Origin of the sequence: Falsihalocynthiibacter sp. CO-5D18 (genome assembly GCF_041205445.1) — a bacterium.
Classification (GTDB): domain Bacteria; phylum Pseudomonadota; class Alphaproteobacteria; order Rhodobacterales; family Rhodobacteraceae; genus Falsihalocynthiibacter; species Falsihalocynthiibacter arcticus.
Window position 1 is genome coordinate 13,098 of record NZ_JBGFCF010000005.1, and the last position, 24,099, is coordinate 37,196.

At 54.3% G+C, this 24,099-nt stretch carries 24 protein-coding genes; 12 read left to right on the forward strand and 12 right to left on the reverse strand.

Features of this window, described 5'->3' with window-relative positions; genetic code table 11:
- Positions 1–116: 116 nt before the first annotated feature.
- From obgE to AB9F27_RS08175, 3 genes are all read left to right on the forward strand, one after another.
- Complete coding sequence (gene obgE, locus AB9F27_RS08165) at positions 117–1,154, forward strand: GTPase ObgE (protein ID WP_039000635.1); 1,038 nt, start codon at positions 117–119, stop codon at positions 1,152–1,154.
- A complete protein-coding gene (gene proB, locus AB9F27_RS08170) occupies positions 1,142–2,266 on the forward strand; it encodes a glutamate 5-kinase (protein WP_335584320.1) in 1,125 nt (374 codons plus the stop codon). Before obgE ends, proB begins: the two co-directional genes overlap by 13 nt.
- Positions 2,267–2,378: 112 nt before the next feature.
- Positions 2,379–3,632 (forward strand): glutamate-5-semialdehyde dehydrogenase, encoded by a 1,254-nt coding sequence (locus AB9F27_RS08175; RefSeq protein ID WP_335584321.1) that lies wholly within the window; start codon positions 2,379–2,381, stop codon positions 3,630–3,632.
- A 42-nt stretch (positions 3,633–3,674) separates the two neighbouring features.
- On the opposite strand, the gene AB9F27_RS08180 is transcribed toward AB9F27_RS08175, so the two are convergent.
- Positions 3,675–4,274, reverse strand: coding sequence for a histidine phosphotransferase family protein (locus tag AB9F27_RS08180; RefSeq protein ID WP_335584322.1), 600 nt, complete (start codon positions 4,272–4,274; stop codon positions 3,675–3,677).
- A 53-nt stretch (positions 4,275–4,327) separates the two neighbouring features.
- Here AB9F27_RS08180 and AB9F27_RS08185 point away from each other — a divergent pair, with 53 nt between their 5' ends.
- From AB9F27_RS08185 to AB9F27_RS08195, 3 genes are all read left to right on the forward strand, one after another.
- The gene (locus AB9F27_RS08185) at positions 4,328–4,492 is read left to right on the forward strand and encodes a DUF3553 domain-containing protein (protein WP_369757676.1); all 165 of its coding nucleotides are present in this window, start codon (positions 4,328–4,330) and stop codon (positions 4,490–4,492) included.
- Positions 4,493–4,574: 82 nt separating this feature from the next.
- Positions 4,575–5,354: a GNAT family N-acyltransferase gene (locus AB9F27_RS08190; RefSeq protein WP_335584324.1), complete on the forward strand. Its 780-nt coding sequence runs from the start codon at positions 4,575–4,577 to the stop codon at positions 5,352–5,354.
- Positions 5,351–6,178, forward strand: a complete 828-nt coding sequence (locus AB9F27_RS08195) for a lysophospholipid acyltransferase family protein (RefSeq protein WP_335584325.1) — start codon at positions 5,351–5,353, stop codon at positions 6,176–6,178. Before AB9F27_RS08190 ends, AB9F27_RS08195 begins: the two co-directional genes overlap by 4 nt.
- Positions 6,179–6,197: 19 nt before the next feature.
- On the opposite strand, the gene AB9F27_RS08200 is transcribed toward AB9F27_RS08195, so the two are convergent.
- A complete protein-coding gene (locus AB9F27_RS08200) occupies positions 6,198–6,833 on the reverse strand; it encodes a thiamine phosphate synthase (protein ID WP_335584326.1) in 636 nt (211 codons plus the stop codon).
- Positions 6,834–6,888: 55 nt separating this feature from the next.
- On the reverse strand, positions 6,889–7,218 hold the full coding sequence (locus AB9F27_RS08205; RefSeq protein ID WP_335584327.1) for a TfoX/Sxy family protein: 330 nt from the start codon (positions 7,216–7,218) through the stop codon (positions 6,889–6,891).
- A gap of 82 nt (positions 7,219–7,300) precedes the next feature.
- On the opposite strand from AB9F27_RS08205, the gene AB9F27_RS08210 reads away from it, so the two are divergent.
- Genes AB9F27_RS08210 through AB9F27_RS08220 form a run of 3 tightly spaced genes read left to right on the forward strand, consistent with a single transcriptional unit; the run spans position 7,301 to position 10,720 of the window.
- Positions 7,301–8,047, forward strand: a complete 747-nt coding sequence (locus AB9F27_RS08210; protein WP_335584328.1) for an RNA methyltransferase — start codon at positions 7,301–7,303, stop codon at positions 8,045–8,047.
- Positions 8,048–8,101: 54 nt separating this feature from the next.
- Entirely contained in the window at positions 8,102–9,241 is a 1,140-nt protein-coding gene (gene ctaA / locus AB9F27_RS08215) for a heme A synthase (RefSeq protein WP_335584329.1), read from the forward strand.
- Positions 9,242–10,720, forward strand: a complete 1,479-nt coding sequence (locus AB9F27_RS08220; protein ID WP_335584330.1) for a carboxypeptidase M32 — start codon at positions 9,242–9,244, stop codon at positions 10,718–10,720. It abuts the gene before it with no gap.
- A gap of 3 nt (positions 10,721–10,723) precedes the next feature.
- Here the strand turns inward: AB9F27_RS08220 and AB9F27_RS08225 are convergent, their stop codons facing one another.
- From AB9F27_RS08225 to AB9F27_RS08240, 4 genes are all read right to left on the reverse strand, one after another.
- Positions 10,724–12,013, reverse strand: coding sequence for an HlyC/CorC family transporter (locus AB9F27_RS08225; protein ID WP_335584331.1), 1,290 nt, complete (start codon positions 12,011–12,013; stop codon positions 10,724–10,726).
- A 95-nt stretch (positions 12,014–12,108) separates the two neighbouring features.
- Entirely contained in the window at positions 12,109–13,032 is a 924-nt protein-coding gene (locus AB9F27_RS08230) for a site-specific tyrosine recombinase XerD (RefSeq protein ID WP_335584332.1), read from the reverse strand.
- The gene (locus tag AB9F27_RS08235) at positions 13,032–14,597 is read right to left on the reverse strand and encodes a hypothetical protein (protein ID WP_335584333.1); all 1,566 of its coding nucleotides are present in this window, start codon (positions 14,595–14,597) and stop codon (positions 13,032–13,034) included. The genes AB9F27_RS08230 and AB9F27_RS08235 overlap by 1 nt, the downstream gene beginning before the upstream one ends.
- Positions 14,587–14,721 (reverse strand): hypothetical protein, encoded by a 135-nt coding sequence (locus AB9F27_RS08240; RefSeq protein WP_257722127.1) that lies wholly within the window; start codon positions 14,719–14,721, stop codon positions 14,587–14,589. Before AB9F27_RS08240 ends, AB9F27_RS08235 begins: the two co-directional genes overlap by 11 nt.
- A gap of 210 nt (positions 14,722–14,931) precedes the next feature.
- Between AB9F27_RS08240 and AB9F27_RS08245 the strand changes: the two genes are divergently transcribed.
- Positions 14,932–15,468: a shikimate kinase gene (locus AB9F27_RS08245; RefSeq protein ID WP_335584334.1), complete on the forward strand. Its 537-nt coding sequence runs from the start codon at positions 14,932–14,934 to the stop codon at positions 15,466–15,468.
- Complete coding sequence (gene aroB / locus AB9F27_RS08250) at positions 15,465–16,589, forward strand: 3-dehydroquinate synthase (RefSeq protein WP_369757648.1); 1,125 nt, start codon at positions 15,465–15,467, stop codon at positions 16,587–16,589. Before AB9F27_RS08245 ends, aroB begins: the two co-directional genes overlap by 4 nt.
- A 54-nt stretch (positions 16,590–16,643) precedes the next feature.
- Here aroB and ssb read toward each other — a convergent pair whose 3' ends face one another.
- Positions 16,644–17,156 (reverse strand): single-stranded DNA-binding protein, encoded by a 513-nt coding sequence (gene ssb / locus AB9F27_RS08255; protein ID WP_039000655.1) that lies wholly within the window; start codon positions 17,154–17,156, stop codon positions 16,644–16,646.
- Positions 17,157–17,364: 208 nt separating this feature from the next.
- Between ssb and AB9F27_RS08260 the strand changes: the two genes are divergently transcribed.
- Entirely contained in the window at positions 17,365–17,898 is a 534-nt protein-coding gene (locus AB9F27_RS08260) for a lytic transglycosylase domain-containing protein (protein WP_369756547.1), read from the forward strand.
- Between the two features lies 1 nt (position 17,899).
- Here AB9F27_RS08260 and AB9F27_RS08265 read toward each other — a convergent pair whose 3' ends face one another.
- From AB9F27_RS08265 to AB9F27_RS08280, 4 genes are all read right to left on the reverse strand, one after another.
- Positions 17,900–19,981: an ABC transporter ATP-binding protein gene (locus AB9F27_RS08265; protein WP_335584336.1), complete on the reverse strand. Its 2,082-nt coding sequence runs from the start codon at positions 19,979–19,981 to the stop codon at positions 17,900–17,902.
- 3 nt (positions 19,982–19,984) lie between these two features.
- The gene (locus AB9F27_RS08270) at positions 19,985–21,175 is read right to left on the reverse strand and encodes an ABC transporter permease (protein WP_335584337.1); all 1,191 of its coding nucleotides are present in this window, start codon (positions 21,173–21,175) and stop codon (positions 19,985–19,987) included.
- A gap of 8 nt (positions 21,176–21,183) precedes the next feature.
- Entirely contained in the window at positions 21,184–22,266 is a 1,083-nt protein-coding gene (locus AB9F27_RS08275) for an ABC transporter permease (RefSeq protein ID WP_335584338.1), read from the reverse strand.
- 95 nt (positions 22,267–22,361) lie between these two features.
- A complete protein-coding gene (locus AB9F27_RS08280) occupies positions 22,362–24,020 on the reverse strand; it encodes an ABC transporter substrate-binding protein (RefSeq protein ID WP_335584339.1) in 1,659 nt (552 codons plus the stop codon).
- Positions 24,021–24,099: the final 79 nt, after the last annotated feature.

Below are 24,099 nucleotides of genomic sequence, written 5' to 3' on the forward strand. Positions count from 1 at the left end.
TGCGCAAAATTGACGGCGAAAATTGTGTTTATGGGGCCCGCAAGAGCCTTGCAGGCTTGAGCCTGCGCCTGAACTCCGATAACGCCTGACACAGTCGCAATGGAAGGCCGCCAGACATGAAGTTTCTCGATCTATGTAAAGTTTATATTCGCTCTGGTGGCGGCGGGGGCGGTTGTGTGTCGTTTCGGCGCGAAAAGCATATCGAATACGGTGGCCCCGATGGCGGCGACGGCGGACGTGGCGGCGATGTGATTGCCGAGGCCGTTGACGGCCTCAATACCCTGATCGATTTTCGCTACCAGCAGCACTTTTTGGCGCGCAGTGGCCAACCCGGAATGGGGGCCCAACGCACGGGGCACGATGGCGCGACCGTCATTTTGAAATTGCCTGTCGGCACGGAAGTTTTGGACGAAGACCAAGAGACCGTGATCGCGGATTTGACCGAAGTTGGGCAGCGGATTGTCTTGGCAAAGGGTGGCAACGGCGGTTTCGGCAACCTGCACTTTAAAACCGCGACCAACCAAGCGCCACGACGTGCGAACCCCGGTCAAGAAGGCATTGAACGCACCCTTTGGTTGCGCCTGAAATTGATCGCGGATGCGGGTCTTTTGGGCATGCCAAACGCGGGGAAATCCACATTTTTGGCCGCAACATCCAATGCGCGTCCCAAAATTGCGGACTATCCGTTTACCACAGTTTACCCGAACCTTGGCGTCGTTGGTGTTGACGGTGCGGAATTCGTTATGGCCGATATTCCGGGACTGATTGAGGGCGCAAGCGAAGGGCGGGGCCTTGGCGATTTGTTCCTTGGACACGTCGAACGCTGCTCTGTTCTGTTGCATTTGATCGACGGTACCGCCGAAAATGTGGCCCAAGATTACCGCACGATCATCCACGAATTAGAAGCCTATGGCGGCGAATTGGCCGACAAGCCGCGCATAACCGCGCTCAATAAAATCGACGCGCTGGACGAAGAAGAACGCGCCGAAAAACGCGCCGAACTTGAAGCCGCCGTCGGTGGTCCGGTTATGATGATGTCGGGTGTGGCAAAAGAGGGCCTTACGGATGTTCTTCGGGCTGTCCGCGCTGAAATCACGGCGGACAAATTGCGTCTGACGAAATCACACGAAGTACCCGAGCAATGGCAACCCTAAGAACGTCTGCTGAAATTCTGGGCGCCTCAAAACGCCTCGTTGTTAAAATCGGTTCCGCGCTATTGGTGGACCGCAACACAGGTCAATTGCGCGAGGACTGGCTCGCGGGATTGGCCGCGGATGTTGCTGAAGCTAAGGCGCGCGGCGTTGACGTTATCCTTGTGTCTTCGGGGTCAATCGCATTGGGGCGCAATGTGTTGGGCCTTCCCAAAGGGGATCTGCCACTAGAGCAATCACAGGCCGCCGCCGCCGTCGGGCAAATTCGCCTTGCGCGCGCCTATGAAAATGTTTTGGCTCCGTTGGGGCTTATCACAGCGCAAGTTTTGGTAACCCTCGAAGACAGCAATGATCGGCGACGTTACTTGAATTCTCGCGCGACCATGGGCCAGTTGCTTAGTCTTGGCGCGATCCCCATCGTCAATGAAAACGACACGGTGGCCACCGATGAAATCCGCTTCGGCGACAATGACCGCCTCGCGGCCCAAGTTGCCGTGACAACAGGCGCGGATGTTTTGGTGCTGTTGTCGGACGTTGACGGGTTTTATAGTGCAAATCCGGGCCTTGATCCCACGGCGAAACGCTTCGATTATATTGAGGCGATCACACCGGAAATCGAGGCTATGGCGGGAGACCCCACCTCGGGCCTGTCCAAAGGCGGGATGAAAACCAAAGTGATGGCGGCGAAAACCGCGACGGGCGCGGGTTGCGCCATGGTGATATCCGAAGGCTCTCCTTTGCGGCCCCTGAAGGCGCTGCTGGATGGCGCGAAATGTACTTGGTTCATCGCCCAAGTCGATCCTCAGACAGCGCGAAAACGCTGGATTACGGCGATGAAACCTCAAGGCAGCCTCCTTGTCGATGCAGGGGCCGCACAGGCCTTGGCACGCGGTAAATCGCTGTTGCCCGCAGGGGTAACCGAAGTGCGCGGCAAATTCGGACGCGGAGATCCGGTTCAGATTTTGGGCCCCGACGGGCCTTTGGGCTGTGGCTTGGTGCGTTACACCGCCGCCGAGGCGCAATTGATCAAAGGCCTTGCCTCGGATCAGTTTCCAGACGTACTTGGATATCCGGCCCGCGCCGCTTTGATCCACCGCGATGACATGGTTCTCTAGGCCGTTTGTGATACCGCCTATGCCAAAAAGTGATTGTGAACAGGCTTGGATTTAAGGCCCAAATAACCTTATATGGCGTCAAGATTATGTTTCCATATTTGAAAGTTGCCCCATGAAAGATAGCGAAAATATTCCCGCCCTGATGAAAGACATCGGAACACGCGCCCGCGCGGCTGCACGTGAATTGGGATTTGCATCGGGGCCTCAAAAGGAAGCCGCACTTCTTGCCGCAGCCGATGCCGTTTGGACCCGTCGGGATGAGATCGTCGCAGCCAACGTTTTGGATATGGAATTTGGCCGTGACAAAGGGTTATCGGCCGCGATGCTCGACCGATTGATGTTGGACGAGGCCCGCATTGAGGCGATCGTTACCAGCCTGCGTGCGGTTGCGGGGCAAAACGATCCCGTGGGCGAGATTCTGACGGAATGGGACATGGAGAGCGGCCTCCATATCAAGCGAGTGCGCACACCATTAGGCGTCATTGGCGTTATTTACGAAAGCCGCCCGAATGTGACGGCGGATGCTGGGGCTTTGTGTTTGAAGGCTGGCAATGCGGTCATTCTGCGGGGCGGTTCTGAGAGCTTCCATAGTTCGGGCGTCATTCATGCCTGTCTGCAAGATGGACTTAAATCGGCGGGGCTTCCCGTTGATGCGGTGCAACGTGTCCCTACACGGGATCGCGCTGCGGTCGCAGAAATGTTGCGCGCCACCGAGTTTATCGACGTGATCGTGCCGCGCGGAGGAAAGGGCCTTGTCGGGCTTGTCCAGCGCGAAGCACGGGTTCCGGTTTTTGCGCATCTCGAGGGAATTTGCCACATCTATGTGGACGCCGCCGCCGACCCAGAGAAGGCGTTGACGATTGTCGTGAATTCGAAAACACGGCGCACGGGGATTTGTGGTTCGGCGGAATGTTTGTTGGTACACAAGGATGTGGCGGCGACATTGGGGCAAGCTATCGTTGACGCGCTCATCAAGGCGGGCGTCGAAGTGCGGGCCGAAGGCATGAATGGGTCTGTTGAAGCCTCTGCAGACGATTTTGGCAAAGAGTTCCTTGATATGATTATCGCCGCGAAGGTTGTGGACGATATTGACGGTGCCATCGCGCATATCCAAAACTACGGCTCAAACCACACCGATTGCGTTATCACCGAGGATCAAGCGGTTGCCGACAGGTTCTTTACCCGCCTCGATAGTGCGATCTTGATTCAGAATGCATCGACCCAATTTGCCGATGGTGGCGAGTTTGGAATGGGGGCGGAAATCGGCATTGCTACGGGTAAAATGCACGCGCGTGGCCCCGTCGGTGCGGAACAACTCACCAGCTTCAAATACATCGTTGTTGGCGATGGCACGATTAGAAAATAGCCCCAAAGAGCGCGGCATTGGTCCCAGAACCAGTGCTGCGCGCTAAAACCGAATGGAAATTTCGGTTTCCCGTAATTCCGCGTTCATTTTCTTTTGTGTGGCTTTCAACGCTTCGGGAACCAGCGCAAAATGCACCAAAGCCGGCGTGACTTCTACGGACGTATTTGGGTCCGACATTACGCCCCAAATTTCTGGGTTGATTTTCATTTTCTCGGCCCGCCCCAGCAATTGCCATTGTGCGCCATCATGCTCGACTACAATATTCCCCCCATAGGGCATCGCGGATTCCAGACATTGGATCAACAAGAAAGCCAGCTTGCCTTCGGAGCGGGGTAGGTCACTCAACACGTTCCACTCATAGGACACCCGCCCACCTGCGCCGAAACTCTTTAGGATATCGCGCAATTCTGAATTGCTAGTCTTTTGCCCCTCACGCGCAGCACCATAGGCCACGCGGAAAAAACGAATCCGTGCGTTGGCATTTGCAACACTCTCAACGATGAGGCCCATTTCGGGCCCGTCTATGCTCCCACCCATTTGAAGCAGTTCAACCCCATTGCCGATTGCGCCCAAAGGGCTGATAAGATCATGGCAGATACGGGATCCAAGGAGGGCGGTGAGGTCTCGTTGATGTGTCGGCATGAATAATCCTAGAAAGCGAAAGTGAAAAAATGAATGATCTATTAGAGCCCGGAATGTTTGTTAGGCATCCCGGAAAACCAGAATGGGGTCTTGGGCAAGTACAATCGGTTATTAATGGTAAAATAACCGTTAATTTTGAACAATGTGGAAAAATAACCATCGATGGTCAAAACGTTTTCTTAACCCCGATATATGACATCGACTCTGAACAAAAGTGACGTGGGGAATTCGGGCGCAAAGGTTGCATGATAGCGCCGTTTTGCCTAGAAGTCCCAGAGTTTAGCGGAGCGCTCCCCATCTATGTCGACGTCTGATCCCAAGTTTGAAACACGCCTCGCGGTAACCGAAGCGGATTTGCGGGCCGCACAGCGGTTGCGGTATGAAGTTTTTATCGATGAGCTTGGTGGGGACGGCCCACTTGTGGATCACGAAGAACGGCTTGAGCGCGATGAATTTGATCCGTTTTACGACCATCTGATCCTGATTGACTCGTCAAAAAATAGCGAAAAAGGCGAGCATGTCGTGGGCGTTTATCGTCTGTTGCGCGGTGAAAAGGCCGCGGATGTGGGGCGGTTTTATTCGGAGAGCGAATATGACCTTTCGGCGCTGAAATCCTCTGGTCGCAGGCTGCTGGAATTGGGTCGCAGTTGTGTGCACAAGGATTATCGCGGTGGCACCGCAATGTTCCACCTCTGGAACGGTCTTGCAAGTTATGTCCTTGACCACAATATAGAAATCCTTTTTGGCGTGGCCAGTTTCCATGGCACTAACCTCGAAGAACTGCGCCAACCCTTGGCCTATCTACATGCCAACCACCTTGCGCCGCCCGAGCTTCGTGTGCGCGTGTTGGAAAATCATTTCCAGTCGATGGACCTTGTTAATGTTGCGGATATTGATCGCCGCGCCGCGATGATCAACACGCCCGCATTAATCAAAGCCTATTTGCGGCTGGGCGGTTTTGTGGGCGAGGGGGCCTATATTGACCATGCCTTCAACACCACCGATGTTTGCCTCTTGATGGATACTGAAAAAATGAATGCCAAGCATAAAAGTTTTTACACCAAGAACCGCGCCACATGAATCCGACGTGGACCTCAGAAACGCTCCCAGAGCAGCCCAAAATAACGGCCTCTGGCTATGTTCGTGCGGTTTTTCGGGGGGTGCCGCTTCTGCTGATTACCACGTTTTGTTTGCTCCTTATGCTCGTGTTGCGGCTCGTTGAACGTCCGATTTACGGATTGCGACGCCCGTTTACGCCTTTCATCACGCAATTTGTCTGTCGGAGCGCCTTTTTTCTGTTGGGGGTTAAGTTCTCGACGCGTGGTGAACGTATGCGGCACAAGGGGGCGGTTGTTGCTAACCACTCGTCATGGCTGGATATTTTTGCTTTGAACGCGCGCAAGCGGATCTATTTTGTTGCGAAATCCGAGGTTGCGCTTTGGCCTGGAATTGGCTGGCTCGCGCGCGCTACAGGGACCGTTTTTATCGCGCGCCGCCCGTCAGATGCCAAAAAACAGCGTGAAATTTTTCAGTCGCGCCTCCTAGCAGGGCACAAACTTTTGTTCTTTCCTGAAGGGACGTCAACGGACGGACTGCGGGTTCTTCCTTTTAAATCAACGCTTTTCGCGGCGTTCTTCGCGCCCGAAGTTGTTGAAGAAACATGGGTTCAGCCGGTAACGCTCAATTATACCTCCCCCGAAGGGGAAAGCGCGGGTTTTTACGGCTGGTGGGGGGATATGAGCTTTGGGGCGCATTTCCTCAAAGTCTTAGCGGAAAAGCATCAAGGATCGGTTCAGGTGATCTATCATCCAGCAGTTCCCGCGCGCGATTTTGTTAGCCGAAAAGGCTTGGCAACGTACTGTCAGCAAACTGTTCAGAATGGATTAACGCCACCGTTGGATTAATGCCAAGGTGGCGCTGCCCTTAACCTTTAATTTTCAAAATCATCGCTCTGAGGGTTTCTAGCGGGTCATCTTTGGACCAGATTTCCGTACCTATGCCAAAGAAGTCGACCATAGGTGCTAGAAGTTCAATGTTTTCGAGCGAGAGCGCACCTTCGGCCACCATGGGCACTTCGATCATTTCGCTCCACCACTGAAACAAATCTAGCTCCGCGCGGGTGCCGTCTCCGAGGGGCGTCATGCCGACGGGACCAAAGGCCACATAGTCCGCGCCGTTTTCGGCGGCGGCCATGCCGTCATGATTTGAGGCACCACAAAAGGCACCGATGATTGCGTCTGCGCCGAGTTCTTTGCGGGCGTGGCGCACCGTGCGCGCACCGTCCAGAAGATGGACACCATCTAGCCCCAAACGCTCGACCAATTGGATGTGACGGTCGATAACAATCGCCACGTCGCGGCTCTGACAGACGTCGCGCAAAGCATCCGCGGCACGCGAAATGCGGTCTTCGTCCTGGCTCGCCATAGCAAGACGTACACAAGAGATCGCTTCGCCGTCTAGAACCCGCGCTAATTGATCGGGAAACTGCGATAATTCGAACTCTGGAGGGGAGATAAGATAGAGTTGTGCGGTTTCGGGCGCGGTTTGATCGTCAGCCATTTTATGGTTCCTTGGTGGATTCTGTGCCCGTCATAACGGGGATTTTTGGGCTTGGCTACTTAGGAGGCAGGCTTTTGGCATTTGCCAGCGAAAGTTCTATCCATTTACGCCGTTTTTCGTCGTCTGCAATGGCTTCTTCGCTGGCGTCGATCATTCCGCCCATGGGACGGCCCGTAAAGGAGAGGGGCGCTGCGCCCTCAATTGCCAAGGCTTCGGCTTCGCGGGCCTTGCCGGGGCGAAACATGCCACCGCCTTTATGAACGCCGCAAACCATATGGCCGCGATAGAGAAAACACATCCCGCCAAACATCTTCTTTTCGGTGATCCCGTCAACATCAAGGAAATCTTCGCGCATCATTTGGGCAAGCCCTTCGTCATATGCCACGGTCTTCTCCTTGCGTTGCGGTTTTGGGGAGCGTAACACGTGCAAAAGCATTCGCAAATCCAATCATAAGAAGGCATATCCTGTGAGCGAAGAAAATTGGCGAGGGCCCCAGCCGTCCTTTATATTAGTGCGTCCACAGATGGGCGAAAATATTGGCGGTGCGGCGCGTGCCATGTGGAATTTCGGCCTTGATCGGATGCGCATCATTGAGCCGCGCGACGGTTGGCCAAATCAAAAGGCCGTCGCAATGGCGAGTGGAGCAGGACGGTTGCTTGACGAGGCGCTGATCTATGGAAACGCGCCCGATGCCTTGGCGGATTGCAATTATATATTTGCAACAACCGCGCGTCACCGCGACCTGACCAAACCCGTGATGACGCCCGAACGCGCCATGGAGCACGCCCGTGCGCTGATCTCGCAGGGTCAGAAGGTTGGTGTGATGTTTGGGCCGGAACGGGCAGGGCTTGAGAACGAGGATATCGCGCGCGCCAACGCGATCATTTCGGTGCCCGTTAATCCCGAGTTTGCCTCCCTGAACCTTGCGCAATGTGCGCTCCTAATGGCCTATGAATGGCGTCGTCAAAACTCCAATGTTCCCCCCGAAGTCGTCGCTATGGCCAAAACCGAGTTTGCACCCGATATTGAGATCCAGAAACTCGGCGATCATTATGAGCAACGTCTTGATGAGGCTGGGTTTTTCTATCCTGAACCCAAGGCCATTAGCATGAAGCTGAACCTACGCAATATGTGGGCGCGGATGCCGATGACGCGCGCCGATGTGCAAATGATGCATGGTATGCTGCGACAACTTCTCCGCAAAAAAGACTAGATTTGAGCCAAGATATGGGCCTAGTTTGCTTGGCCTAAAATACGGAGCGATCCCATGAGTAAACCGCGCACTATATTTGAAAACGTCGGCGATGCGTCTGCGCCCGCCATAGCAAATCCGGGCGGTATTGACCGTGCGCCCAAGGGGGCGCGTCGTGGCATTCGGGCGTGGTTGATGCTGATCTTTGTGATGGTGGCCTTGATGGTTGTGATTGGGGGGCTGACGCGTCTCACGGACTCGGGCTTGTCGATCACCGAATGGCGGCCGATCACGGGCGCCATTCCACCTATGGGCGCCGAAGCATGGGGGCTGGAATTTCTCAAATATCAGGCCACACCGCAATATGAAGCGCTCAATCGCGGCATGGAATTGTCGGAATTTCAATTCATCTATTGGTGGGAATGGGGCCATCGCCAACTTGGCCGCACCGTTGGCCTTGTATGGGCGCTCGGGTTCCTTGGTTTTGCCGTGACGCGCTCTATTCCTACAGGTTGGACGCCACGTTTGCTCCTGTTGGGGGCGATGGGCGGGCTTCAAGGCGCGATTGGCTGGTGGATGGTGGCCTCTGGGCTGGAGGATGGCATGACGTCCGTTGCGTCCTATCGCTTGGCTACGCATCTGGGTCTTGCGTTTGTGATCCTTGGGCTTTGCGCGTGGTACATCCTCCTTCTGGGACGCCGCGAAGTTGATTTGATGAAAGCGCGGCGTGAACGCGAGGCGAAGCTGTTCTCCATGTCCACGGGGCTGATGCATTTTGCCTTCCTGCAAATCCTACTGGGCGCGCTTGTGGCGGGCATTGATGCCGGACGCAGCTTTACCGATTGGCCGTTAATGGCGGGCACTTTCCTTCCGGATGGCATGTTCGAACTCACCCCGCTCTGGACCAACTTTTTTGAGAACGCGGGCCTTGTACAATTCGTGCACCGTATGGCGGCGTACCTACTGCTGATCTTTGCCTTTGTCGTCTGGCGGAGGTCGCGCAAAAGCGGCAAGGCGATCACGCGGCGGGCCTTTGATCTAGTGCTTGTCATGATGATTTTACAGGCGATTTTGGGCGTTTTGACCGTTTGGAATGTTGCGGTTTTGCCCATTGCGATTCAGCACCAAATCGGCGCGTTGCTCCTTTGGGTGCTCATCTTGAACGCCCGCTTTAACGCGCAATATCCACGTGAACAATTGATCCGGAGAGCCTAAATGACAGCCTTTAAGATCCTGATGGATTTCACCCGTCAAACCGTCGCCTTGGGGCAAATTTCGGGACGTTTGGGCTGGGATCAAGAAACCATGATGGCCGAAGGCTCTGGCGCGCAACGGGCCGAAGAAACCGCCGCCCTTGAAGGGGTTTTACACGCACGTCGCACCGATCCAAAGGTCACGCAATGGCTAGCGGATATCCACGACGCGACTCTTGATCAAGCAGGCCAAGCCCAGATGCGCCTGATCCGTGAACAACATACCCGCGCAAGCAAAGTCCCTGGAGATTTGGCGGCGGAAATCGCGCGTGTAACCTCCTCGGCGCAAGGGATTTGGGCACAGGCCCGCGCGGCGGAAAACTTCGCGCAATTCGCACCGACCTTGGAGCGCGTCATTGCGTTGAAACGCGAAGAAGCGCAGGCGATTGCAGGAGATGGCGATGTCTACGACGCCATGTTGCAAGATTATGAACCCGGAACTTCGGCCAAAGAAATCAGCGCGATGTTTGACGCATTGCGCCCAAGGTTGGTAGCTTTGCGCGGGAAAATTCTTGGGTCTGAAACCACCCCCAAGGCGCTGGATCGTGACTTTGATCCCGATTTGCAAATGGCCCTGAGCAACAAGCTTGCCCAAGGATTTGGCTATGATTTCAACCGTGGTCGCCTTGATAAAGCTGTGCATCCTTTCTCAAGTGGCTCGGGCAATGACGTGCGGATTACCACCCGCACAGACCCGCGCAATCCGTTCAACTGTATCTATTCGACGATCCACGAGGTGGGCCACGCGTGCTATGAGCAAAACATCTCACAGGACTATCTGCTGACGCCTGTGGGGAATGGTGTTTCGATGGGTGTGCATGAAAGCCAAAGCCGGATTTATGAAAACCAGATCGGCCGTGGCGCGGCTTATTCGGACTATCTGTTCGGTCAAATGACCCAAACATTTGGCGATATTGGTGTGGCGGATGCTGAGGCATTCTTTGCCACAGTTAACCGTGTCTCCTCGGGTTATATCCGCACTGAAGCTGATGAAATTCACTATAACTTGCACGTTTTGTTGCGCTTTGATCTTGAGCGGCAATTGGTGTCAGGCGAACTGGCTGTGGCTGACCTTCCCGAAGCGTGGAACGCGCGTTTTGAGGCTGATTTTGGCGTGAAAGTGGACAAGCCAAGCAACGGTTGTTTGCAGGATGTACATTGGTCCGTTGGGCTATTTGGGTACTTCCCAACCTACACTTTGGGCAATGTGTACGCGGGCTGTTTGAACCAAGCGATGCGCAAGGATCTTGTTGGTCTGGATACAGAGTTCGCGCAGGGGAACACCTCCCGCGCGACACAATGGCTGGCTCAGAACGTGCAACAACATGGCGGCCTTTTTGAGAGCCGCGACGTGATTGCCCGCGCAACGGGCGGCATAGTGAACGAGCAGCCGCTTCTGGCCTATCTCGAAGAAAAATTCGGCCAGATATATAATCTGTAAGCGTTAAAGGGGCCGGATTTTCAGCTTAGAAATCCGGTTCCCGTCCATTTGGAACACTTCAAATTGAAACCCGTGGAAGGCATAGGTTTGGCCTTGGGTCGGGATCAATTGTGCCTCGTGTATCACAAGGCCAGCAATGGTGTTTGCCGTCTCGTCGGAAAACGCCCAATCGGTCGCGCGGTTGAGGTCGCGAATGGTGGTCGCGCCATCCACAAGGAAGCGCCCGTCGTCGCAAATTTCAATGACAGGCATGTCACCGTCGTCAAATTCATCCATAATTTCACCAACGATTTCTTCGAGAATGTCTTCGAGCGTAATCAACCCTTGTAGTGCGCCATACTCATCGACAACCAAGGCGAAATGGGTGCGCCGCCGCAAGAACTCACGCATTTGATCGTCCAGCGTCGCGGTTTCCGGAATGAAGTAGGGTTCGCGGACAACTTCCATAAGATTGAAGTTTTTCATTGCATCCGCAGGGGCTTGGCCGACTTTAAGTGGTGCGTTTAACCCGCGCAACAGATGTTTTGTATGCAGAATTCCGACAACGTTTTCCGGCTCGTCGCGATAAACGGGCAGGCGGGTATGACGGCTGTTGAGTAAGAGGTTCAGGACTTCTTCCGTGGGCATACTCGCGTCGACCATCTCAATTTGGCTGCGGTGAAGCATGATTTCTTCGACGGTACGGTCCGACAAGTCCAACGCGCCCAAAATGCGGTCGCGATCTTCCTTTTCGACAATGCCTTCTGAGTGGCCCAGTGAAATCGCGCCGGCAATTTCTTCGCGTACAGCGAGGACGTTTTGGTCGGGATCCGTTTGGACGCCAAATAGGCCTAGGATCGCACGCACGAGCATTCGCACAAAACTCACGATGGGCGAAAAGACTGTAATCACGACTGAAATCGGCCCGCTTACACCCGCGGCGGCGGTTTCTGCATTGGTAATGGCGTAGGTTTTGGGTAGTACCTCAGCGAAAATCAAAACGAGCAGCGTCATAATAAGGGTGGCCATGGCCACGCCCGACTCGCCAAACATGCGCGTAAACAACGCGGTCGCCAGTGAGGTGGCGAGGATGTTGACAAGATTGTTGCCCAACAGGACCGACCCGATGAGACGTTCGTTGTCTTCGGTGATGTTTAAGGCACGTTGCGCGCCACGCGACCCCTTGTCGGCTTGCATGCTCAGCTTGCCACGAGAAGCGGCTGTGAGCGCGGTTTCCGAACCGGAGAAAAATGCAGAAAGGATTAACAGGGCAACGATTGAGCCTGAGGTGATATAAAATGCGGTGTCGTACACGGCGTTAAAACATCCAATATGAGGGTGAAATGAGAAGTATATCTGTTATGGGGTGCAAATCTGTTGGGTTCAAGAGCGCTTCAAAGGGCAGGGTCTCAAGGTTTGGCGAGTGGATGGTGCTCAAGGACCAGCGCATGCAGGCGTTCCTCTAACACATGGGTATAGATTTCGGTGCTCGAAAGGTCTGCGTGCCCTAAGAGCGTTTGGATGACGCGCAGGTCCGCGCCATTGGCCAAAAGATGGGTTGCGAAGGCGTGTCTCAATCGGTGGGGTGTGACCAAATCGGGGGAGATACCGGCGGTGACGGCGATTTCTTTTATCAATAAATAGAAACGGTTACGGGTCATGTGGCCTTGTTTGGCACGAGAGGCAAAAAGGTAGGGGGACAGAGGTGTTCCATGTTCTCTGAGGGCCAACTCCTGCAAGGAATCCCGATGTTCCAGCCAATCCGCAAGGGCCTCGCGGGCCGGATCAGAGAGCGGAACCATGCGTTCTTTGTTGCCTTTGCCTTTGATCAAAAGCATCCGTGGATCGCCACGCGTCGCAGCAACGGGCAGGCTGACCAACTCGGTGACACGCATTCCGCTGGCATAGAGAATTTCCAGCAAACAGGTGTTGCGCAAACGATCCGAACGATTGCGCCCATGGGCGGCGGCGGCGTTCAGTAGGCGCTCTACGTCTGCTTCGGAAAGTGTTTTGGGGAGGCGTTTGCTGCGCCCAGGGCCGCGAATTTGCAAACCGGGATGGTCGCCCCGCAAGCCGTCTTCAAAGGCATAGCGATAGAAACTTTTGATCGCCGAGAGTCGACGGGCGCGGGTGGCGATCGAAAACCCTTGGGCGTCGCAATGCACAAGGTAGCGCTCAATACGGGCGCGATCCGCCGTCATTAGGGTATCGTTTTGTGATCCCAAATAGGCCTCGAAATCGGTCAAATCGCGCCGATATCCGGCTTGCGTGTTTTCGGAGGCTGCCCGTTCGGCGGCCTGTGCGGTGATGAAATTTTCGATCTCTCGTGACATCACGCACGCTCAAGGAGCATGAGTTCAAGTGACGCCCGTCGTGCGATATCCTCAAGGCCAACGCTGCGCAAAATAGCAATGGCACGGGTTACATTGTTGAGGTCGCCCCGAGCCCCTTCAGCAAACAATGTGATCGCGCGCAGAATGGCGCTACCGAGATTGCCACCGGAGACTTCGACGTCGTCTGGTGAAAACGGGGTGCTGCGCAGGAACCCATCATGAATGGCAATCGCGCGGGAATCCGACAGGCCGTTCAACTCGGGTTTGCCCTGTGCGAGGCTGACGAGGAAGGCCTCCTCTTTGGAGGTGACCCTGTTCTCGGCAACAGCAGTTTGGGCGGCACTTTCGTAGTCGTCGCTCAGCAATGAGAGCCGTAAAACCAAGGCTGCGGTGTCGCCACTCAAGGGAAACTTCGCGAGGTCCGTGGCGTACTGATGCGCAAGGAAGCCTTCGAGTTGCACGGCTTTCAGGGCGTCCCAGACGAGGGGGAGTGAGGACGAAACCGCTCCAGGGTCTCTGGAATTCACAGCCGTATCAAAGCGTTGTACTGCTTCGACGCGATCCCATACGCCACCAGAGGCCGCAGGGGTTCTATCGGTATAGAGGGCCAGAAGCACGTTGTCAGAGACGGCACCTGAATGAACAAGCCGCTCGGCCGCTTCAAGGCGCGCGCGCCAACCGTTGTTCGCGGTGAGATCCGTATGGGCGAAAGCACGAGGTAGCAAAGTCGTGGGAATAGGCTCGCCGATGGCCGCATAGAGGCGAAACATCAGGGGGCTTGGGCGGACGGAAAGGGGAAGCGGTGGCGCGACATCCGCGAACTCGGGATCCAGAAAACGGGCCAAAACGTCGCCCTCTTCTGGCGAGACATATCCTAGGGCGACGCCGGTTTCAAAGATCAAGGCCGCAGCATTCCAGTCGCCTGTGCGGGCGAGGCAAAAAACGCGGGCGGTGATTGTCGGCGCGAGGTCTGCGGCTTGATTGAGCGCGTCACAGGCCGCGTCTTCGTTCTCGGTGAGGAGGGCGATGTCAAAGCTGCGACTAAAGAGGGCGGGTGTACGCACATTTGCGCGGTCCAGAAGCGCGGCGGCCTGCTCAAGGGCACCGATATCAAGCAATTTATCGATCCGCGTTTGAAACAACACATCCTTGTTCGTGGCATCAAACGTCGGGTCCAATTCGGCCAGCAAAAGCGACATGGTCAACTCTTGCAAGACGGGGAGGGTCTCAACGGGGATTGCGACGATCAAACGCGCGAGATCAACGCTTGAGGATTGCCCCCAAAGCGAGAGCGGGAAGCCCGTTACCGAACTGGGTAACAAGCCCACCGCGTCTGCCGTTTGCTGATCGAGAGAGGTTGTCTCGACGGCATGCGGCGTCGCCGAGGACGTCACGTCGCGGTTGGTCGCGTTTGGCGTCACACTCGGAGCGATCAGTGTTGGTGACAGCCAATCAATCACGGAAAGTGGCTCAACTCTGGACGTCGTAGATTGCGCATTCACAGAAACGGTGGACGCGAAAAACGCGCTCAAACAAAGCGCAAAGGGCAGATGTTTACTGGTCACTGATGGATACCGGAATGCGGATTTCCTCTTGTTCAGGTGTCAGATCCCCAATGTAGCCAAATGCCACAACGGCGACAAACGCCAGAACCACGAGTCCGAGTACAACCTTGAGAATTAGCTTCATTGGTACTGCCTTCTATTTGCCTCAACACCAACATTCTCACCTTGTGGGCGAAAAACATTGATATTGCTCATCTTAGTCGCGTTTTCCGCGAATGTTAGGGCAATTATTTGCCCAATTGCTGTATTTATATATGGCCTTTTGCAGAAGATCACGCCATTCAGGGAAAGAAACCTAAATTTAAGCGGATGGCAGCCAGTTTTGAGCTATAGCTTGCAAAAAACAGTCGTACTAGTGGGAATGATGGGCGCGGGAAAAACCGCGATCGGCAAAGCCCTTGCCACAGAACTCAAAGTTCCCTTTCTGGACAGCGATGAAGAAATCACCAAGGCGGCAAACCGTTCAATTGCCGAGATTTTCGAACGTGATGGCGAGGCTTTTTTCCGCGAGCGCGAGACTGAAGTGATCACCCGTTTGCTCAAAGAGGAGCGGGGGGTTTTATCGACGGGTGGCGGCGCATTCCTGTCGGAACGAAATCGGGATGTGATTGCCAAAACTGGATTCTCCCTCTGGCTTCAGGCCGATCTGGATTTGCTGTGGGCCCGCGTGCGGCACAAGAATACACGACCTTTGTTGCGGACGGACAATCCCTATAAGACATTGAAATCGCTTTATGAGTTGCGTGTACCTGCCTATTCCAAGGCGGAAGCGGTGGTGCTTGGACGGGCTGATTTTTCCATCGAAGACATGCGCGACGCCGTGATCGAAACCCTGCTAACTGTACCAGATTTACTAAAGGTGACCCCATGACAGCCTCCCCCTTGCAAACCGTTTCCGTTGACTTGGCGGAGCGCTCCTACGAGATCAAAATAGGTGAGGGATTGTTGGCGCAATCGGGGGCGTTCATCGCGCCGTTTTTACGACGTCCCCATGTAGCGATTGTGACGGATGAAAACGTCGCCAAACTACATCTTAAGGCTTTGCAGGCGGGGCTGGCCGCCGCGGGCATCACGTCCGAAGCTGTGGCGCTTCCTGCGGGAGAGGCCACAAAATCTTGGTCGCATTTCAGTCGCGCGGTCGAATGGCTTTTGGACGCAAAAGTCGAGCGAAACGATGTGGTTATTGCACTTGGCGGTGGTGTTATCGGCGATTTGGCTGGTTTTGCGGCCGCAGTTTTGCGCCGTGGCGTGCGATTTGTGCAAATACCGACCTCCCTTTTGGCGCAGGTCGACAGCTCGGTCGGGGGCAAAACGGGCATAAATGCGCCTCAGGGCAAGAACCTGATTGGTGCGTTTCATCAACCATCACTGGTTTTGGCCGATATCGATGTGCTCGACACTTTAACGCCTCGCGATTTCTTGTCGGGCTATGGCGAAGTGGTCAAATACGGCCTGTTGGGGGATGCCCGCTTTTTTGATTGGCTCGAGAAAAACGGCCCCGCGATGCTGCAAGGGGATAAGGCGGCGCGCGCCTATGCGGTCAATCGTTCTTGTGAAATGAAAGCCGATATCGTGGCACGGGATGAAACCGAGCAAGGCGACCGTGCCCTCCTGAATTTGGGGCATACGTTCTGTCACGCGCTGGAAAATGCGACAGGTTATTCTGATCGTCTTTTGCATGGCGAAGGCGTGGCCATTGGCTGTGTTTTGGCCTTGGAGACTTCGGCGCGTTTGGGGTTGTGTTCCCAAGAAGATCCAAGCCGTTTGCGCGCGCATTTGAGTGAAATGGGTATGAAGGTCAATGTGGCGGACATTGCAGGAGATTTGCCAAACGCCGCAGCTTTGCTTGCCTTAATGGGGCAGGATAAAAAAGTGGTTGATGGCACGATCAAATTCATTTTGACCCACGGCATCGGCAAGGCGTTTGTTTCGGCGGAGACCGACACCGATGTTGTGCTTCAAGTCCTCAAAGACGCGTTGAACGAGCGATAAAAAAACGCCGCTCTGTTAGGAGCGACGCTTTTGATATCTCGATATGAATGAGGTCTAGAACGGGATTTCGTCGTCGATGTTGCCACCGCCCTGATTTCCGCCACCTTGATTGCCACCACCTTGGTTTCCACCTGACGAATATCCGCCACCGCTTGGACCGGAGTCATATCCGCCGCCGCTTGGGCCAGAATCATATCCACCGCCGCCGCCTTCGGAGCGTCCGTCGAGCATGGTCAATGTGCCGCCGAAGCCTTGAAGCACAACCTCGGTTGAATACCGATCTGTGCCGTCTTGGGCTTGGTATTTGCGGGTTTGGAGTTGGCCTTCGATATAAACCTTGGAGCCTTTTTTGAGGTATTGTTCAGCGATCCGAACCAAACCTTCTTGAAAAATGGCGACGCTGTGCCATTCTGTTTTTTCACGGCGCTCACCCGTGTTTTTGTCTTTCCAATTTTCCGACGTGGCGATGCGCAAATTGCAGACCTTGCCGCCATTCGGGAAACTGCGGACTTCGGGGTCGCGACCCAGATTCCCAATGAGAATGACTTTATTGACCGATCCAGCCATGGCGGGCCTCCCTTTTTCGATTCTGTTTTATAGAGGGCAGGTTACACCATTACAGCCTCAAATCAGCAAGCGGAAACATACCAAATGGCGACAGGGGGCTGGAAATGATCTCAGAAATGGATATAGTCGCGCCAACAATATGAGCGGGTGACAGGTTTTGCAGAAAACAACGTTGGCATTCTTGGCAATTTTAGCCACATCACTGACCGTGGAAACAACACGCGCTGAAGGTTTGGTTCTTGGAACCAAGACGAAAAAAAACCTGTTCTCCGCACAGCTTAGGGTGCTCGATACGCGGGCAGCTTCGCAATACAAAAGTTCAGACCGCCTCCGCCCCAAGCAAAAAGCGGGCCTTATTTTGCCGTTTATGGGCAAGTATAGTGGTCCCTATTTGGCGGTCGCGCGGGATGCTGCGCGACGTCACAGTATTCCTGAAGATTTGTTCTTGCGTCTGGTGCAACAAGAGAGTGGCTGGAATGTTTACGCCAAGTCCCACAAGGGCGCGACGGGCCTTGCCCAGTTGATGCCAGATACCGCAAAGGCCCTTGGTGTTAATATCGATGATCCGGCGAAAAATCTAGATGGCGGCGCACGTTACCTCAAGATGCAATACAACCGTTTTGGCTCGTGGCGTCTTGCGCTTGCCGCCTATAACGCAGGTCCAGAGGCCGTCGCGAAATACAACGGTGTCCCGCCGTATAAAGAGACCAAAAACTACGTCAAAGTCATTTTGGGAAGCTAGGTCATTTCGGTTCGGCCAGTTTAATCACGGGTTCCATTTCGGCCAAATCCTCTTGCGAGAGGTGACACTTAATGTGGTGCCCCTCGGCCAGAATTTTGTCCTTTGGCACCTCGATATCACACAGCCCGTTTGGCACCTTATACTTCCAGCGACATCTTGTTTGAAACGGGCATCCGGTGGGCGGGTTGATCGCTGACGGAATGTCGCCTTTCAACACGATTTGCCTTTTCTCGACCGACGTATCGGCAATGGGAACGGCGGATAACAACGCCTCGGTGTAGGGATGATAGGGCGGCGAAAAAATCTGGTCTGTCGTGCCCAGTTCCACCACATGCCCAAGGTACATCACCAACACACGATCACTCAAATACCGCACGATAGACAGGTCGTGACTGATAAACAGGAGCGTCGTCCCATTCTCGCGTTGAAGTTCCATCAAAAGGTCCGCGATGGCGGCTTGGACGCTGACATCCAGCGCGGAAACCGGCTCATCTGCCACCACGATGTTGGCATCGCCCGCAAAGGCCCGCGCGATGCCAACACGTTGCTTTTGGCCCCCCGAAAGCTGGCGCGGTAAACGGTCGGCAAAATCACGGGGGAGTTTCACAAGATCAAGAAGGTCAAGCATTCGGTCTTTGCGCGCTAGGTCACTGTCCCCAATGCCAAAAACTTCGAGCGTACGGATGATCTGTCGCCCGACAGTCATGGAGGGATTAAGCGTATCAAAAGGGTTTTGAAAGATCATTTGCAAACCCGAGACAACCTTGGTCGACCGTTCTTGAATGGGGGTGGCCTGAATTTCTTGGCCCATGAACGTCACTGTGCCTTCCGTCGCTTCCTCAAGCCCCATCAGGATTTTGGCTAGGGTGGATTTTCCGCAGCCACTTTCGCCAACGATGGCCAAGGTCTCCCCTTCGCGGGCTTCAAAACTTAACGATTCATTTGCCTTGACGGTTCGCTTTTTGCCACCAAATCCAGAACTTGCGACCTCATAGTATTTTTTGAGGTTTTCAACTTTTAGAACCGTTTTCCCAAGCGAGGTGCGCGCGGTTTTACCACCCGTTTCCGCAGTGGCGTCCCAATTGATTTCGTTGGTTCGGAGACAGCGACTGCCGTGGCGGTCGTCGTCTGCAATCGACATCATCGGGATCGCGGATTGGTCGCATCTGCCTGCCTCAAAATAGTCGCAGCGCGGGCCGAAATTGCATCCCTTCGGGCGCTCATGAGGCAGCGGAAAGTTTCCCGGAATTGCCACAAGGGGGCGTGAGTTTTTATCCGCACTTGGGAGGGGGATCGAGCGAAAAAGCGCTTGGGTATAGGGGTGTCGCATCTCATCGAAAACATCGGCAATCGATCCTCTTTCGACGGCCTCGCCAGAATACATGACGCAAAGGCGATCACAGGTCTCAAGCACCAATCCGAGGTTATGCGAGATGAACAACATTGAGGTGCCGTATTTTTTGCCCAACCCTTTGACCAACTCAACAATGCCCGCTTCCACCGTCACATCAAGCGCGGTTGTCGGTTCGTCCAGTATGAGCAGGCTTGGCTTGCTCATCAGGGCCATGGCAATGACAATGCGTTGCTGTTGTCCGCCCGAAAGTTGATGCGGGTAGCTTTTGAAAATACGTTTTGGATCAGGGAGTTGTACGTCTTCTATCACCTGAAGTGCGAGGTCCCGCGCTTCCGATTTCGAAACGGTTCCATGCACCATCGGCACTTCCATCAACTGGGCGCCAATTTTCATTGCGGGGTTCAAACTCGCCATTGGTTCTTGATAAATCATCGCGATTTCAGAGCCACGCAAGGCCAGAAGTTCCGCGGGCGAAAATGTCGCCAAATCCCTTCCCTTGAACTTAATGGTGCCGCCCGTGACTGCACCATTTGTGCCCAAATCCTGCATGACACCAAGGGCGACCGTAGATTTGCCACAACCACTTTCGCCGACAAGCCCCATCGCTTCGCCGGGCATTACCGTGCAGGAAAAATCCATCACGGCGGGGATTTCGGCGTCGCGGGTGAAAAAACTGATCGAGAGGTTCTCAATTTCAAGAATTGGCCCCGTATATGACGTGTCGTACATGGCTTAATCCTTAAGGCTTTCTTCGCGCAACCCGTCGGCGAGAAGATTGAGACCCAAAACAAGGCTCATGAGGGCAAAGGCGGGGGCAAGTGCCGCATGTGGATAACGGGTCAGAAGACGACGCCCTTCGTTGATTGTAGATCCCCAGTCGGGGCTTTCGGGTTCAAGCCCCAGACCGAAGAAACCCAATGTTCCCAGAAGGATAGTCGTGTATCCAATCCGCAAACAGAAATCGACAATCAAAGGGCCGCGTGCATTGGGCAGAATTTCCCAGAGCATAATATACCACGGACCTTCGCCCCGTGTTTGCGCAGCGGCCACATAATCGCGGGTTTTGATATCGAGCACCAAGCCACGCACAATCCGAAAAACCGTCGGCGCATTTACAAACACAACAGCGACAAAAACGACGAGTGTGTTGCCTGAGATGGACAAGTAATCGGCGAAACGGGGCATAAAATCGACTTTTGTTCCCGCTTGGCTAAGGATTGAAAGATAGGCCCAGCCGCCAAGAAAAATAACGGCGCCTGCATAGAGATTGCGTTTTTTCGGCACCGTTCGTAGGCGGGAATTTAACAGAACGACGGCGAATATCAGCGGGAAAAGGAACAAAACCGCAGCTAAATAACTAGGAAGGCCCGTTTCAACGATTTCCGGTGTGACGAGGAGGTAAAACAGCAAAATTACAGGAAAGGCGAGCACAAGATTGGCCGCAAACGAAAAGCTCGTATCCAGTTTTCCGCCATAATATCCTGCGGGGAGGCCAAGGGTGACGCCCACCATAAAGGCGAAAACGGTGGCGAGGGGCACGATCTTGAGGACCTCCCAACTACCAACGATCATGCGCGAAAACACGTCGCGCGCAAGGTGGTCGCCGCCAAGGAGAAAATAGGGATACTGGCCCTCTGGGTTTGGCAACGGTGAGCCGGGAACTTTGTTTTTGAGGCCCGAGAATTGGTCAAGGGGGGGATGGGTTACAATGAAATCCAAGGCTCCGAAAATCGCCGTGAAGACCCAAAACATCACAAGAGTGAAGCCAAGCGTGCCAGCGGTACTATCAAAGAGTTTTCCATAAAGCCCCAGACGCTTTTTCGCACGGATGGAAACCGCAAAGAGCACGACGAGCGCGATCCATACGGGAATGAATTGAATGAAGATACGCAAGCTGATTGCGCCCCAACCGAGAATATCCATATCCATCCCTATGACAGCCTGATGCGTGGATTAAGGAAGACATAGCCAACATCAGAGATCAGCTGTGTTAAGAGGACAACGGCAACCGCAACAACGGAGCAGCCCAGTAAAAGGTCGATGTCGTTATTGCTGGCGGCTTGTACAAGAGTCCATCCGAAGCCTTTGTAATTAAACAGAGTTTCCACAATGACGACGCCATTCAAAAGCCACGGGAACTGAAGCATAATCACCGTAAAAGGCGCGATCAGTGCGTTGCGGAGCGCGTGTTTCATCACGATTTTCGGGAAGCTCACGCCTTTGAGGCGGGCGGTTCGAATGTATTGCGCCGTCATGACTTCGGTCATCGAGGCACGGGTCATGCGGGCAATATACCCCATGCCGTAAGCCGCGATGGTGATAACGGGCAAGGTGAAATTGGCGAAGGTCGCCTGTTTCGCGGCGGTGGTTGCAGTACCTTTAAAGAGGGTTCTGGTGTCGATCCAACCCCAGTCTGAAAGGATTGGCGAGAGGCCCGTTGCAGAGGAGGCAAAGAGGGCAATGAGAATGACGCCGGACACATATTCAGGCGTCGCCGTTGAGAGAATTGAGACCGTCGAGAAGGCGCGGTCGGTACGACTTCCTTCGCGCATGCCGGCCATGACGCCGACGAAAAGGGCGGCGGGAACCATCACCAGCATGACAAAAAACATCAGCTTGCCTGTCAGGCCAAGACGTTTTGCCAATAGGGGGCCGACGTCTTCTTTGAACACGCTTGATGTGCCCCAATCGCCCTGTAAAATTCCGCAATACGTGGCGGCCTCCAAGGGGGAATTTGGATCAATGCACCGCCCCGTGGGGCGACCGTCATCCGTGGCGTAAGTCCAGCCGGGCACCACACCCATCCATTCGCCATAGCGCACAACAAGCGGGCGATCGAAGCCGTTTTTACTCAGCCAGCTAACGACTTGCGCGTCTTCCATGCGCACCGATCCCTGACTCTTGGCGAGCTTTTCAAGGTTGGGAGAAAGGTTCGTGAGGGCGAAGACAATGAACGTCAGGCAAAACGCCGTCAGGACCATGATCGCAACACGGCGCAGGATAAAAATACCCATGAGGCTCCCTAATTAGGGGGACGGGGAGGCACAAAAGCGTGCCCGAAAACTGAGGCCACCAACAAGGGGGCAGCCTCAGAATGAAACGGGTTGGATTATGCGGCCCATCCAATGTTTTGGTAATGAATTTCAAAGGTTGGGTGCATTTCATTGCCAATCAAACCAGCAACCGAATGACGGAACAACGCGCGCCAGAAGGTTTGCAAGGTAACGCCTTGGTCTTGCATGATTTCCTCTAGCTGTTTCATCACAACACGGCGCTCGTTAGCATCGGCAATCGCCAAGCTTTGATCCAGCAGCGCGTCAAACTCTGGGTTGTTAAAGCCGGTTTCGTTCCATGCAACCCCGCCTTTATAGGCCAGCACAAGCACTTGAACGCCTAGGGGGCGGTGGGCCCATTCTGTGGAGCTGAACGGAAATTTCGCCCAGTCATTCCAATAGGTTGCGCCCGGAAGCACAACGCGTTTCACCTTGAGGCCCGCATCCCGCAGCTGGGCGGCGATGGCATCTGTCGTGTCTTTGTTGAAACCGTCGTCCAAGGAAACAAGTTCATGCTCAAAATCGGCCATGCCTTCGTCTTGCATGATTTTAAGCGCACCCGCGGGATCATGGATTGGCTTGGGAAGCTGTGCGTATTCCGGATGAATTGGGCAGACATGGTGGTTTTCGGCAACCACACCAAGGTTGTTATATCCGAGTTCCAACACTATGGCATTGTCCACTGCCATAGCCAAAGCGCGACGCACACTGGCTTTCTCATAGGGAACAATGTCGCCTATAGTTGCCTGTTGGTTCGGACGCGTCACAAGGGTTGCCGCCGTGACAACTGTCGACTGCACGAGGCCTAATTCGTCAAGGATATCAATGTAGTCGCCGGTTGTTTGATAGTTAGTGTCCACTTCTTCGGATTCAAACGCAGAGACCCAAGCCACCGGATCGGTGCCGTAATCGATGATTTCGACGCGATCCATATAGGCGCCATTGCCTTCGTTCCACCATGTATGGTTTTCGTTGCGTACCAACACGCATTTTTCGCTAACGGCGTAGCTTTCGGGAATATAGGGGCCCGTGCCAATTGGATTATCAAAGGGGTCGCCGTGGTTGAGCGTTTCATGCGCTATGGCTGCCGGATAATCGGCCATGCTTGGAATGAGCGAGATGTCAGGGCGTGCAAGATGCAGCACAATCGTGTGATCATCGACGATTTCAACGGCGCCTTCGGCCAATGTTTTGGTCTCGGGGTTGATTAACACGTCAAAACGGGTCGCCATGGAATTGCCTTCCACGTTCCCGTCACACCACCATTCAATATTGAGGGCCACGTCGGCGGCGGTGAACGCATCGCCGTTGTTCCACGTCACACCTTTGCGGATGTTCAATTTATATTCGGTCGCGTCGTCGTTGATTTCCCAGCTTTCGAGCAAAACGGGTTCAAACGTGCTTTCGATAGTGTATTTGACCAGATACTCAAGGAAGCCCCGCGTCACGTTTGCATGCTCGGACCAGTCGTAAAGGCGGGGTTCTTTCATCGCGAGAACGTTTTGCTGAATACGTAATGTCCCCCCCATTTTGATCGCGCCCTGCGCCTTGGCGGGCGTGGCAACACCCACGAGTGATAGAGCGGCCGCACTTGTCATTCCGAGCGCTGTGGCACGTCCGAGGAATTCACGCCGACTAAGAGTTCCGGCTTTGAATTCATTCGCGTAGCTCATGGCTGCTGGATGAAGGGGCTTCCCGTTGATCGTATTCTTCATTTTTATCTCCCTGAGAAACATTCTGGCTCAAAAATCGGACGAAAATACTTACTTTATTGAAGTTTTTTATTGTTTTTCC